Consider the following 11875-nt stretch of genomic DNA (forward strand, 5'->3'; position numbering starts at 1 on the left):
CATGCGCTTCGCGCGCGCTCGACGCCAGCCGGAAATATAGCGCCGACCGGGCCGGCGCGGGCCGGCGAAACCGTCGGCAGGTCGCAGCGCCACTGCGCCGAAAAAAATTTCAGCCCGGTCTGTCGATTTCGCGTTTGCTCGCCCGTCGTATGGTCGCAGGCGTGCGCATCGCGCGCCGCATTCCGTTTTCCGATCCGACCACCGACTCAAGGAGCCCGCTCATGTCCACGTCCGTCAAACCGATCCCGGAAGGGATGCGTACGCTGACGCCGCACCTGATCTGCGCCGGCGCCGCCGATGCGATCGAGTTCTACCGGCAGGCGTTCAACGCGGTCGAGCGGGTGCGTCTGCCTGCCCCGAACGGCAAGCTGATGCACGCCTGCCTGACCATCGGCGATTCGTCGCTGATGCTCGTCGACGAAATGCCCGAGCACGGCGCGCTCGGACCGAAGGCATTGAAAGGAACGGCCGTCTGTCTGCATCTGTTCGTGCCGGACGTCGATGCGGCGATCGCGAAGGCGGTCGCGGCCGGCGCGACGGTGACGATTCCTGCCGCAGACATGTTCTGGGGCGATCGCTACGGACAGGTCGAGGATCCGTTCGGACATCGCTGGTCGCTCGCGACGCACCAGCGCGACCTGACGCCGGCGCAGATCCGCGACGCAATGGCCAGCGCCCCCGGCTGCGGAGGCTGAGCGGTTCCGGCCAGCCGGGCATGCACGTGTCGGGCGAGGGTCTCGAAGCCACGGCGGTTGATCAACTGCGTGAGATCGTCGGTGGTTGCGAGATGCCGCGCGGCGATCTCGCGATCGGGCATGCGGGGAAGTCTTCGAGCGGCGACGGTTCGTCGTGGTCGAGCGAGGGCGGATGTGTGCCGCCCCGTGCGCCGTCCATCGCGCGTGTACGCGTCGCAGTCCGCCTAAAGTCGTTCATTGCGATGCCGTAAACAAAGCGAAGCTATTGTTCAAGACAACGCAACATGGTCCGTCTCCTGTACGCTGGGTATCTCGCTTTTGCGCTCTACATCATCTATCCGATGGTCCAGAACTACCTCGCGGCCGACGAGGCGTGCCTTCGCGGCGCATCGTCGATGAGCGTCGCCGCCGCGGTCGCGCCTGCGGCCAGCGACGCGCACGCGCGCAAGCGCAACTGCGCGCTGGAGGCGCGGATCAACGTCGTTGCCGGGCGGTCAGGCGGGATCCATTGAGCGCATCGGCGCAGCGAATCGTTGGCCGTTCGGCAGAGTTGAGCAACGTTCGCCGGTCGCCGATCATCGATCCACGTCGTGCGCGGCGACTCGCGCGGCGGCGCAGTCAGTATGCGGAGCGGTACGGCGTGCCCTGGTCGAAACGGCTTTGCCAGTGCGTGAGATAACGCGACGCGAGCTGCGGGTTGTTCCACACCACGACGACGTTCTCGGAATTGCGGCTGGCCGCCGACGCGCTGTAGTTGAACGAGCCCGTTTCGACGTGCTCGGCGTCGATCACGAGGTACTTGTCGTGATGGATCGCATAGGCGTCGATCGTGCGTGTGGGGATGCCTGCGTTGACGAGCAGGTTCAACGCCTGCTTGCTGCTCTTTGCGCGATTGCCCTTGTCGTCGACCACCACCGCGACATTCACGCCGCGTCGCTTGGCGGCGAGCAGGGCGCGCGTGACGGGCGGCGACGTGAACGAATAGGCGGCGACGCGAATCGAACTGCGCGCGGCGCCGATCGCTTTCAGCACCAGCGCTTCGGCACCGCCATCGGGCGAAAACGCAGATTCGACGACCTGGGTGGCCGGCGCCTCGTGCGTCGGGGCCGGCAACAGGCGCGACACGAGGTCGATCGCCTGCTGGAGCAGCGATTCGCTTTGCGTCTTGCCGAATGCCGCGTACGGCGTGACGAGCAAGGAAGAGGCAACGCAAACGGCGGCGAGGCGATTGCGCGACAACATCTTGGACAGCGAATAATTTCGAGACAGCGGGCCGTGAGTGTAACGCAGACGCGCGGTCGCGGCCATGTCTGTGTCCGTGCGGATTGCGTACGATCGTAGCGAGCAGGGGCGTGCCGGTGCGTCGGTGCGCGTCGCGATTCAGCGCGACCGGCTTGCGCCGAAGCAGGCCGGCGCGGCGCGTGCCGGTGCAACCGTGCGCGCGGCGGCAGCCGATTGCATCCGTGCAAGCGGCGCGTGACGCACGGGCTTGCCGCCGCCGTCGTGGTGAATCATTCGCCGGACGCTTCCGTTTCGTGCGACGGCGCCACCCAGCCGGGGCCGGCCTCGGGCTGAACGTCGCGCGCGTCGAGCGGCTCACCGCACGCCGAACATACGGTAACCGCGTGCATCAGATGGCCGCAGGTGCGGTGGCGCAGTTGCAGCGGCGGCCCGGTGCCGTTGTCCTTCCAGCGGTCGCCCCAGGCCATCAGCGCGAGCAGCGCAGGGTACAGGTCGCGGCCTTTCTCGGTCAGCCGGTATTCGAAACGCGGCGGGCGTTCCTGGTACGCGCGCTTGGCCAGCACGCCTTCGTCGACGAGCCGCGCGAGCCGCTCCGCCAGCACATGGCGGGTGAGGCCGAGCTGGGCCTGGAACGCGTCGAAGCGGCGGCAGCCGAGGAACGCGTTGCGGAGGATCAGCATGGTCCAGCGGTCGCCGAGCACGGCAAGCGTGCGCGCGAGCGAACAGTTCAGCGTGCCGATGTCATCCCATTTCATCGTCGAGTCTCGTCAGTCGGTTCAGCGTATTGGCGGGTTCGATTATAGAACTGACCCTCGGAAGGATCGGGCGGACCAGCGTTGACAGCAGGGTTCTCGCCATGAATAATCAGTTCCAATTTGGAACTTACTCGCGCGGCAACGCGCTTTCAATCAGGAGACGAACTGATGAATCCGCTTTCGATGTCCGGTATCGAGTTATTGCGCGCCGCCGCAGTGGGCGACGTGCCGCTCGCATCGATTTCCGAGACGATCCCGATGCGTCCGCTCGACGTCGAGCTCGGTTATGTGAAGTTTTCGGCGCGGGCGGACGGCAGGCACCTGAATCCGCTCGGCGGCGTGCACGGCGGGTTCGCGGCGACGGTGCTCGATTCGGTCACGGGGTGCGCGGTGCATTCGATGCTCGACGCGGGCGTCGGCTACGGTACGGTCGATCTGCATGTGAAGATGCTGCGACCCGTGCCGCGCGACGTCGAGCTGGTTGCGGAAGGGCGCGTGATTCACCTGTCGCGTTCGCTGGGCGTTGCCGAGGGCACGCTGAAGACGCCGGACGACAAGATCGTCGCGCATGCGTCGGCGACCTGTTTCATCCAGCGGCCGCAATGACGCCGCGGCAGCCGTCACCGAAACCTGCCGCGCAGGCCGGATGTAAGCCGCCGCGCGGCCCGTCTGAAGCGAACATTTCAATGTGATAGCGTTCCTGCTTTCCACCGACGCGACAGGAACAGCATGGAATACCGCACACTTGGCGATTCGGGCATCGAGGTCAGCCTGATCGGCCTCGGCACGATGACGTGGGGCGAGCAGAATTCGGAGCGCGACGCGCACGAGCAGATCGACTACGCGATCGGGCAAGGCGTGACGCTGATCGATGCCGCGGAGATGTATCCGGTGCCGCCGAAGCCCGATACGCAGGGGCGTACCGAGCAGTACATCGGCACGTGGCTCGCGCAGCATCGCGCGCAGCGCGAGCGCATCGTGCTTGCGACGAAAATCGCGGGACCGGCGCGGCAGCCGCACAATCCGCGCCATATTCGCGGCGAAGGCAACCAGTTCGACCGCAAGAACCTGACCGAAGCGCTCGACGGCAGCCTCAAGCGCCTGCAGACCGACTACGTCGATCTTTATCAGCTGCACTGGCCCGACCGCAGCACGACGACGTTCGGCCGTCCCGCCTATCCGTGGGTCGACGACGCCTACACGGTGCCGATCGAGGAAACCCTCGGCGTGCTCGCGGAATTCGTGAAGGCCGGCAAGGTACGCGCGATCGGCGTGTCGAACGAAACGCCGTGGGGCGTCGCGCAGTACCTGCGCGCGGCCGAGAAGCTCGGGCTGCCGCGCATCGCGAGCATCCAGAATCCGTACAGCCTGGTGAATCGCACGTTCGAGAACGGGCTGTCGGAGTTCACGCATCGTGACGGCGTCGGCCTGCTCGCGTATTCGCCGCTCGCGTTCGGCTGGCTGTCCGGCAAGTACGAGAACGGCGCGCGTCCGGCCGGCGCGCGCATCACGCTGTTCGAGCGCTTCCAGCGTTACAGCAAGCCGCAGGCCGTCGAGGCGACGTCGCGCTATGTCGCGCTCGCGCGGCGTCACGGGCTGTCGCCCGCGCAGCTCGCGCTGGCGTTCGTCAACAGCCGGCCATTCGTGCGCAGCAACCTGGTCGGTGCGACGTCGCTCGAGCAGTTGAAGGAGAACATCGGCAGCATCGACGTGAAGCTGTCCGACGAGATTCTCGCCGAGATCGACGCGCTGCACGAACGGCAGCCGAACCCGGCGCCGTAAACGGCGCGCGGCCCGCGCGGCGACGATGCCGCAACGGGCCGCAACGGCGGCGCGTCGTCGCGCCGTCGTTTTTTCCGTTATCGCATCTTGAGGCGGGTGCGCGCGACGAACAGCGCGACGAGGCTCAGCACCGCACACCCCATCAGGTAGAGTGCCGGCGACAGCCGGTTGCCGGTCGCGCTGATCAGCCAGGTGATGACGAACGGCGCGAAGCCGCCGAACAGCGTGACCCCCGTGTTGTAGCTGACGGCGAGCCCCGTCGCGCGCGTCTGCGACGGGAACAGCTCGGCCATCAGCGCCGGCAGCGCGCCGCAGTACATCGCCTTCAGCGCGCCGATCCAGACCAGTGCGGCGAGCATCGTCGCGAACGACGCGTGGCGCGTGAGCCACGCGAACGTCGGCCACACGCTGACGAGCATCAGCACGGCCGCGGCCGCCATCATGCGGATCCGCCCCGTGCGATCGGACAGATGGCCGACGACCGGCGTGACGAGCGTGAGCACGAAGCCGGTCGCGAGCGTCGCCGCGAAGCCCGTCGACGCGGGCAGGCCGAGCTGCTTGATCGCGTAGGTCGGCATGTACAGCACCATGTAGTTGATCGCGGTCGAGATCACGAGCGCGCCGATCGACAGCAGCAGCCGCAGCTTCTGGTCCGCGAACAGTTCGCGCACGGGCGCTTCCGAGCGCGCCTGCGTCTTGAACTCGACGCCTTCGTCGACGTAACGGCGGATGTACAGCCCGACCGGGCCGATCGCGAGCCCGAACAGGAACGGCACGCGCCAGCCCCAGCTTTCGAGTTGCGCGGTTGTCAGCGTGGCCGTCAGCAGCGCGCCGAAGCCCGACGCGAGCAGCGTCGCGAGGCCCTGGCTCGCGAACTGCCAGCTCGACATGAAACCGCGCCGCTGCGGCGCGTGCTCGACGAGGAACGCGGTCGAGCTCGCGAATTCGCCGCCCGCGGAAAAGCCCTGCATCAGCCGCGACAGCATGATCCCGAGCGGCGCGAGTATGCCGATCGATGCGTAGGTCGGCATCGACGCGATCAGCAGCGTACCGGCCATCATCATCGCGATCGACAGCAGCAGCGACGCCTTGCGGCCCGCGCGATCGGCGTACGCGCCGAGCACGAAGCCGCCGATCGGCCGGATCAGGTAGGACAGGCCGAAGGTGCCGAGCGTGAGCATCAGTGAGGTCGCTTCGCTCGTGGCGGGGAAGAACAGCTTGGCGATCGTCACCGCGAAGAAGCCGTAGACGATCAGGTCGAACCATTCGAGTGCGTTGCCGATCGACGCCGCGAAGATGATGCGCCGGATCTTCGCGGCGCCGGGATGAGCGGCTTCCGGCGTGGTGAGGGTGGTGGTGTTCATCAGACTTTGCTCCGAGAAACCCTGTCATTGATGGTGGGGAGGAAGGGAGCGCTCTTGACAGGCCGCTTCTTCCACCGGTTAGGATGGTCGACATGATTCTTGTCTACCGATACCGGGTGAAGTCGCTCAACGGACTCCTGAACCAGCAGAGCCGTGCGGTGAACTACGTGTGGAACTTCTGCAACGACACGCGGAAGCACGCGCTCGATCTGGTGCGGCGATTCGATTACATCGCGGTCGGTAACGTGTCGGCCGCGAAACTCGCCAGAACCAGGATGGCGAAGAGCGTCTACGACGCATCCTGGTCGTCCTTCCGAAACAAGCTCCGTTACAAGGCGATGGCGCACGGGGCCACGTTCGAGGAAGTGAACGAAAGCGGTTCGACCGAGTCCTGTTCGTCGTGCGGGTCGAAAGACAGCACGACGCGGCCGAAAGGTATCGCGGGACTGCGAGTAAGAGAGTGGACCTGCAGTGACTGTGGTGTCGAGCATGATCGAGATACCAACGCTGCGTTGAACATTCTCCGATGCGGACGTGCATCGCCAGGTGTGGGAATCCTTCACCTTTAGGCGGAGGAGGACGTCAACGTGTCAGCGTGTCCGTTGAAGGTGGGAACGACAGGCGATGCGGGAAGGTTGCGCCGCGGCGGCGCGTCAAGCGCCGGCGCAGGCGGTGTCGGGCGCCTTGCGGCGCACGGGCGGTGCGTCGTCGCCGAGATCCCAGAAGAGGCCGGCCATCATCTGCAGCCCCTCGCTGACGATGCTCGCGAGCAGGTGCTCGTCGGGCGCGTGCTGCGAGCACGCCGGGTACGAATGCGGTACCCACAGGGTCGGCAGCCCGAGCGTGTCGGCAAACACTTCGTTCGGCAGCGTGCCGCCGAGATTCGGCAGGATCGCGGGTTTCTTGCCGGTGGTCCGCGCCAGCGACGCGACGGCCCAGCGCACCCACGGATCGTCCGGTGGCACGCGCGTCGCCGGTGCACCGCGCTCGACGTCGATCTCGATGTCGGCGAAGCCGTGCGCGTCGAGGTGCGTACGCAGGTGCGCATGCAGCGCTTGCCAGTCGGTGCCGACGACGAAGCGCAACTGGCAGTGCGCATACGCGGCGGGCGGGATCGCGTTGACGGGGTGCTCGGGGTTGCCGGCCTTGAACGCGAGGATCTCGAACGTGTTCCAGCCGAACACGCGCTCGGGCGCGGTGAGGCCGGGCTCGCCCCAGTTGGCGTCGAGCGCCGGATCGCCCGGGCCGCCGCCGACGTAGAGATCGGCGAGCGCCTCGCGCACGGCGGCCGGGATCGGCGGTGGACGCAGCCCCGCGACGCGAATCGCGCCGCGCGCGTCGACGAGGCTCGCGAGCGCATGCGCGAGCACGATCGCCGGGTTGCGCAGCAGCCCGCCCCAGTTGCCGGAGTGGTGTGCGCCGTCGCGCGCGCGCAGGCTCAGCTTGAAATTGACCGAGCCGCGCGAGCCGAGGAACACCGTGGGGCGCGCGGCCGCGATACGCGGGCCGTCGGACGCGATCAGCACGTCGGCCGCCAGCGCGTCGCGCTCCTGGCGGCACAGCGCGTCGAGGCCCGGCGAACCCGTTTCCTCGCCCATTTCGATCAGCAGCTTCGCATTGAAGCCCATCCGGCCGCCGCGTGCGTCGAGCACGCTCGCCAGCGCGGCCAGGTTGATGGTGTGCTGGCCCTTGTTGTCGGCGCTGCCGCGGCCGTACCAGCGGTCGCCGTCGGCCGTCAGCGTCCACGGCGACAGCGGTGCGCGCCACTGCGCGTCGTAGCCGCGCACGACGTCGCCGTGGCCGTAGATCAGCACGGTCGGCAGTGCATCGTCTTCGTGGCGCGATGCGAGCAGGAACGGGCCGCCGCCGTCGACGGGATTGTCGACGATCCGCGACGTGAAGCCGAGGCGCGTGGCCTCGGGTGCGATCTCGTCGGTCAGGTAGGCGCGCAGCGCGGCATCGTTGCCGCTCTCCTGGCTTTCGGTGCGCAGGCCGACGCGGCGGCTCAGGGTCGCGAAGAACGCACCGGATTCGAACTGGTTCAGCGCGTGCTGGATGGCGGCGGTACGGCTCAAGTCGTGTCTCCTCTGTCGGGTGCGCTGCATGCGGCGGATCGTGCGTGCAGCGTGAAGTGCGATCGATTCTAGAAAGCCGTTTTTTTTGTCACAATGATCGAATTTCGAACCTTTCTTTGCCGAAAAGGCAAAGCAGCGCGGCCGGCAGCCGGGTGGAGACAGAACGATGGCGGCTTTCCTGCATGGCCTGGCGTTGCGGTATTTCGTCGAGGTGGCGCGCACCGGTTCGATCAGCGATGCGTCCGCGCGGCTGCACGTGGCCGTTTCGGCGATCAGCCGCCAGATCGCGAAACTCGAGAGCGAGCTCGGCGCACCGCTGTTCGAGCGCCGGCCGCGCGGGATGGCGCTGTCGGAGGCGGGCGAGCGGCTTCTGGCGTTCGCGCAGCGCAGCCTGCTGGAGGCCGAGCACGTGATGAAGGACATCGGCGGGCTCGACGCGCTTCACGGCAGCCTGCTGAAGATCGCCTGCTCGGAAGGGTTCGCGATCGATTTCCTGCCCGGCACGCTCGCGCGCTTCAAGGCGCGCCATCCGGGCGTCGATTTCTCGGTGTGGGTCGTGTCGCCGGCGGAAGCGACGCGGCGCGTGCGCGACGGCGACGTGGACATCGCGCTGAGCTTCAGCCTCGCGCCGGAGAAGGGCGTGCGTGTCGAGCATACCGAGCGCGCGCCGATCTTCGCGCTGGTGCGGCGCGACCATCCGCTCGCGACGCGCGAAGCGGTGTCGCTCGCCGATGTCGCGCGTCACCCGCACGTGCTGCCCGAGGCCGGCACCACGGTGCGCCAGTTGATCGACATCGCATGCGCGCTCGACGGGCTGCTGCTCGAGCCTGAACTGACGAGCAACAACACGGCGGCGATGTACGGTTATGCGCGGCGCACGGGCGCGGTGATGTTCACGGGGCTGCTGTCGGTGCGCGACCGCTGTGCCGCCGACGGCTTCGTCGTCATCCCGCTGACGGACCCTCAACTGGGCGAGCGCAGCATCCAGGTGCAGACGATGGCGGGGCGCGATCTGCCTGCGTCGGTTCGCGCGTTCCGCGACCATCTGATCGACGCGATCACGGCGACGCGCGCCGCGCCGTCCCTCGCGCGACGCCCGCGAAGCCGCCGCGTGAGATAATCGCTCGATCCACCCATCCGCACCGCTGCGGCCCGCCACGCCGGGCCGGGTCGCTTGACGCCAAATTGAAGAACCTGATTGTCACCCTCGATCGCGCCGGCGAGTTCGACGAGATCATCGACGTGCGCACACCGCTCGAGTTCGCCGAGGATCATATCCCCGGCGCGCTGAACGCGCCCGTGCTCAGCAACGAGGAGCGCGTGCTCGTCGGCACGATGTACCGACAGGTGTCGCCGTACGAGGCGACGCGCGTCGGCGCGGCGATGGTGGCACGCAACATCGCGCGCCATCTCGACACGACGTTCGCCGACCGGCCGCGCAACTGGCGGCCGCTGATCTACTGCTGGCGCGGCGGCAAACGCTCGGGCTCGATGACGACCTGGTTCAACCTGATCGGCTGGAAGGCGCGCCAGCTCGACGGCGGCTACAAGTCGTACCGCCAGTCGGTGTGCGCGACGCTCGACTCGCTGCCGACGCGCTTTCGCTACATCGCGCTCGTCGGCCATACCGGCTGCGGCAAGACGCGCCTGTTGAACGCGCTGCGCGACGCGGGCGCGCAGACGCTCGATCTCGAAGCGCTCGCGTGCCATCGCGGTTCGCTGCTCGGCGCGCTGCCGGGCAAGCCGCAGCCGGCGCAGAAGATGTTTGACACGCGGCTCGTCGAGACGCTCCGGCGCTTCGATCCGGCGCGGCCTGTCTTCGTCGAATCGGAAAGCCGCAGGATCGGGCTCGTGCAGTTGCCGATCGCGCTGCTGCAGGCATTCCACGCAGGGCCGTGGGTGCATGTCGACGCGGCGCACGACGAGCGCATTGCGTTCCTCCTCGACGATTACGCGCACCTGTTCGACGAACCGGACGCGTTCAAGGCGCAGCTGCACCGGCTGATCGGCCTGCACAGCCGAGAGCAGGTCGCGCGCTGGGGCGAACTGATCGACGCGAATGCACGTGCCGAATTGTCTGGCGAACTGATCGACAAGCATTACGATCCCGCCTATGCGCGGACCTACGGCGAGCGTTTCGGCAAGCCCGGCCGCGTGCTGACGTTCCGGTTCCGGCCGAACGCCGCCGATGTGCGCGAACAGGCGCAGACGTTGCTTGCACGGCTCGCTGAGGCAGGGCTGCCGGCGACAGCTGCCGACACGACCTCCACTACATAACTTCAGACCAGAACATGACGACCACACGCACCCAACCCAGTCCGGCACTCGGCTGGATGACCTTCCTGCTGATCGCGGTCGCGGGGCTGTTCTATGTGAAATGGTTCCCGTACTACAACAAGGCGTTCGTTGCCGCCGAGCATCATTCGATCGGACAGTCGATCCTGATGGGCACGTCGGCGGCCGCGCCCGAGCCGTCGCTGAAGGCCGCGCTCGACTACGCATGGGCGTACGGCAAGGCGATCTGGCAGGCGATGGTGCTCGGCTTGCTGCTCGGTTCGGCCGTGCAGGCGTTGCTGCCCGCGCACTGGGTCGCGCGCGTGCTCGGCCGCACCGGCTTCGGCAGCGTCGCCGCGGGCGGACTGCTGTCGCTGCCCGGCATGATGTGCACGTGCTGCGCGGCGCCGGTCGTCGCGGGGCTGCGTGCGCGCCATGCGTCGCCGGGCGGCGCGGTCGCGTTCTGGCTCGGCAACACGGTGCTGAACCCGGCGGCGCTGGTTTTCATGGGCTTCGTGCTCGGCTGGCAATGGAGCGCGCTGCGCCTCGTGCTCGGCGTCGCGATGGTGTTCGGGATCGGCTACCTGCTGAACCGGCTCGCGCGTCCGGAGGACCGCAGCATCGACGACACGCGGCTTGCTGCGCTGGCGGCCGAGCAGGCCGCGGCCGGCAATCCGTTCGTCCGCTGGATGAAGCTGCTCGCGCGCATGGCCGTGCGGCTCGTGCCCGAATACATCGTGCTCGTGCTGTTGCTCGGCGCCGCGCGCGCATGGCTGTTCCCCCATATCGGCCCGGACATCGGCAATCATCTCGGCTGGATCGTCGCCTTCGCGGTCGCGGGCATGCTGTTCGTGATCCCGACGGCGGGCGAGGTGCCGATCATCCAGGCGATGCTGTCGCTCGGCATGGGCGTCGGCCCGGCCGCCGCGCTGCTGATGACGCTGCCGCCGATCAGCGTGCCGTCGCTCGCGATGCTCGCGCGTTCGTTCCGGCCGGCCACGCTCGCGCTCGTCACGGCGCTCGTCGTCGTGTTCGGGATCGCGAGCGGCCTGCTCGCGGTCGCGCTCGGGTTCTGACGGCGCGCCACGCGGGGAGCGCGTGATCGTGCGCACCGCGGGCCGCGCGGGGGCGAAGACGTCCGGCGGCCCTGGCAGTGCGAAGGCGCCGTTCGGTGTCGCGCGCCGGCCCGCATAATCACCTTATTCATCCGGCGCCGCCGTTTCACGCGTGCGGCGCCATTTACAAGAAGCAAACAGGAAAACGCATGACCCAACCGAAGATCCATCCTCGACTCGAAAAGGCGCTGACGCGCGGCGATCTCGCGATCCGCCAGGCCAATTCCGCGCGGGCGACTGCCGTGCTGAACGCACTCGGCACGATGATCATCGAGGCCTCCGCAACGATCGGCGTCGAGGCCAGCATCGACATTCCGCAAGGCGACCGCATTTACGATCCGGTCAACGGCCTGTGGCCGCAGAAGATGCTGGTGTCGTTCGACGGCCCGGTGGACGAGGCCGAAAAGGAAGAGTTGCGCACGGTTTATCTGGTCGCCGACGATCCGGGCACGCAGTTCCGCGTCGAATGGCATCGCGCGGACGGCAAGCTCGGCCGCCAGGAAGGCGGCCCGCTCGCGACCGTCGCGTTCCTGACCGACGTCGAGATCCCGTGGAGCGACGACGACGAGTGAC

General features: G+C 67.7%; 13 protein-coding genes and 1 pseudogene. 10 read left to right on the forward strand and 4 right to left on the reverse strand.

Annotated features, from left to right (window positions below):
- Window positions 1–221: 221 nt before the first annotated feature.
- Complete coding sequence (locus WT26_RS11280) at window positions 222–695, forward strand: VOC family protein (protein ID WP_069273735.1); 474 nt, start codon at window positions 222–224, stop codon at window positions 693–695.
- Window positions 696–979: 284 nt separating this feature from the next.
- The gene (locus tag WT26_RS11290; RefSeq protein ID WP_059895985.1) at window positions 980–1207 is read left to right on the forward strand and encodes a hypothetical protein; all 228 of its coding nucleotides are present in this window, start codon (window positions 980–982) and stop codon (window positions 1205–1207) included.
- Window positions 1208–1313: 106 nt separating this feature from the next.
- Here the strand turns inward: WT26_RS11290 and WT26_RS11295 are convergent, their stop codons facing one another.
- Window positions 1314–1937 carry a phospholipase D family protein gene (locus WT26_RS11295; protein WP_069272887.1) on the reverse strand — a complete coding sequence of 208 codons (624 nt, stop codon included), beginning with the start codon at window positions 1935–1937 and terminating at the stop codon, window positions 1314–1316.
- A gap of 64 nt (window positions 1938–2001) precedes the next feature.
- On the opposite strand from WT26_RS11295, the gene WT26_RS37260 reads away from it, so the two are divergent.
- Window positions 2002–2175: a hypothetical protein gene (locus WT26_RS37260; protein WP_155123098.1), complete on the forward strand. Its 174-nt coding sequence runs from the start codon at window positions 2002–2004 to the stop codon at window positions 2173–2175.
- Between the two features lie 31 nt (window positions 2176–2206).
- Here WT26_RS37260 and WT26_RS11300 read toward each other — a convergent pair whose 3' ends face one another.
- The gene (locus tag WT26_RS11300) at window positions 2207–2692 is read right to left on the reverse strand and encodes a winged helix-turn-helix transcriptional regulator (protein ID WP_069272888.1); all 486 of its coding nucleotides are present in this window, start codon (window positions 2690–2692) and stop codon (window positions 2207–2209) included.
- A 168-nt stretch (window positions 2693–2860) separates the two neighbouring features.
- On the opposite strand from WT26_RS11300, the gene WT26_RS11305 reads away from it, so the two are divergent.
- A complete protein-coding gene (locus WT26_RS11305) occupies window positions 2861–3298 on the forward strand; it encodes a PaaI family thioesterase (protein ID WP_069272889.1) in 438 nt (145 codons plus the stop codon).
- Window positions 3299–3421: 123 nt separating this feature from the next.
- Complete coding sequence (locus WT26_RS11310; protein WP_059526297.1) at window positions 3422–4474, forward strand: NADP(H)-dependent aldo-keto reductase; 1053 nt, start codon at window positions 3422–3424, stop codon at window positions 4472–4474.
- 77 nt (window positions 4475–4551) lie between these two features.
- Here WT26_RS11310 and WT26_RS11315 read toward each other — a convergent pair whose 3' ends face one another.
- Window positions 4552–5838 (reverse strand): MFS transporter, encoded by a 1287-nt coding sequence (locus tag WT26_RS11315; protein ID WP_069272890.1) that lies wholly within the window; start codon window positions 5836–5838, stop codon window positions 4552–4554.
- Window positions 5839–6032: 194 nt separating this feature from the next.
- On the opposite strand from WT26_RS11315, the pseudogene WT26_RS11320 reads away from it, so the two are divergent.
- Window positions 6033–6407: pseudogene (locus WT26_RS11320) on the forward strand (RNA-guided endonuclease InsQ/TnpB family protein); the annotation flags it as partial.
- 84 nt (window positions 6408–6491) lie between these two features.
- On the opposite strand, the gene WT26_RS11325 reads toward WT26_RS11320, so the two are convergent.
- Window positions 6492–7913 carry a M20 family metallopeptidase gene (locus WT26_RS11325; RefSeq protein WP_069272891.1) on the reverse strand — a complete coding sequence of 474 codons (1422 nt, stop codon included), beginning with the start codon at window positions 7911–7913 and terminating at the stop codon, window positions 6492–6494.
- 166 nt (window positions 7914–8079) lie between these two features.
- Here WT26_RS11325 and WT26_RS11330 point away from each other — a divergent pair, with 166 nt between their 5' ends.
- The 4 genes from WT26_RS11330 to WT26_RS11345 all read left to right on the forward strand — a co-directional run bounded on the left by WT26_RS11330 (window position 8080) and on the right by WT26_RS11345 (window position 11874).
- A complete protein-coding gene (locus WT26_RS11330; protein ID WP_069272892.1) occupies window positions 8080–9033 on the forward strand; it encodes a LysR family transcriptional regulator in 954 nt (317 codons plus the stop codon).
- 65 nt (window positions 9034–9098) lie between these two features.
- A complete protein-coding gene (gene mnmH, locus WT26_RS11335) occupies window positions 9099–10190 on the forward strand; it encodes a tRNA 2-selenouridine(34) synthase MnmH (protein WP_069272893.1) in 1092 nt (363 codons plus the stop codon).
- 14 nt (window positions 10191–10204) lie between these two features.
- Window positions 10205–11263 carry a permease gene (locus WT26_RS11340; RefSeq protein WP_069272894.1) on the forward strand — a complete coding sequence of 353 codons (1059 nt, stop codon included), beginning with the start codon at window positions 10205–10207 and terminating at the stop codon, window positions 11261–11263.
- Window positions 11264–11451: 188 nt separating this feature from the next.
- Window positions 11452–11874 (forward strand): hypothetical protein, encoded by a 423-nt coding sequence (locus WT26_RS11345; protein ID WP_059526280.1) that lies wholly within the window; start codon window positions 11452–11454, stop codon window positions 11872–11874.
- Window position 11875 lies beyond the last annotated feature (1 nt).

Source organism: Burkholderia cepacia (assembly GCF_001718835.1).
GTDB classification, from domain to species: Bacteria; Pseudomonadota; Gammaproteobacteria; order Burkholderiales; family Burkholderiaceae; genus Burkholderia; species Burkholderia cepacia_F.

What these genes read in the sequence shown, in the direction of transcription:
- WT26_RS11310 (WP_059526297.1), top strand. Translation starts at nt 3,422, where the DNA reads ATGGAATACCGCACACTTGGCGATTCGGGCATCGAGGTCAGCCTGATC.
- WT26_RS11295 (WP_069272887.1), bottom strand. Translation starts at nt 1,937, where the DNA reads ATGTTGTCGCGCAATCGCCTCGCCGCCGTTTGCGTTGCCTCTTCCTTG.
- WT26_RS11340 (WP_069272894.1), top strand. Translation starts at nt 10,205, where the DNA reads ATGACGACCACACGCACCCAACCCAGTCCGGCACTCGGCTGGATGACC.
- WT26_RS37260 (WP_155123098.1), top strand. Translation starts at nt 2,002, where the DNA reads ATGTCTGTGTCCGTGCGGATTGCGTACGATCGTAGCGAGCAGGGGCGT.
- WT26_RS11305 (WP_069272889.1), top strand. Translation starts at nt 2,861, where the DNA reads ATGAATCCGCTTTCGATGTCCGGTATCGAGTTATTGCGCGCCGCCGCA.
- WT26_RS11330 (WP_069272892.1), top strand. Translation starts at nt 8,080, where the DNA reads ATGGCGGCTTTCCTGCATGGCCTGGCGTTGCGGTATTTCGTCGAGGTG.
- WT26_RS11300 (WP_069272888.1), bottom strand. Translation starts at nt 2,692, where the DNA reads ATGAAATGGGATGACATCGGCACGCTGAACTGTTCGCTCGCGCGCACG.
- WT26_RS11290 (WP_059895985.1), top strand. Translation starts at nt 980, where the DNA reads ATGGTCCGTCTCCTGTACGCTGGGTATCTCGCTTTTGCGCTCTACATC.
- WT26_RS11315 (WP_069272890.1), bottom strand. Translation starts at nt 5,838, where the DNA reads ATGAACACCACCACCCTCACCACGCCGGAAGCCGCTCATCCCGGCGCC.
- WT26_RS11345 (WP_059526280.1), top strand. Translation starts at nt 11,452, where the DNA reads ATGACCCAACCGAAGATCCATCCTCGACTCGAAAAGGCGCTGACGCGC.
- WT26_RS11280 (WP_069273735.1), top strand. Translation starts at nt 222, where the DNA reads ATGTCCACGTCCGTCAAACCGATCCCGGAAGGGATGCGTACGCTGACG.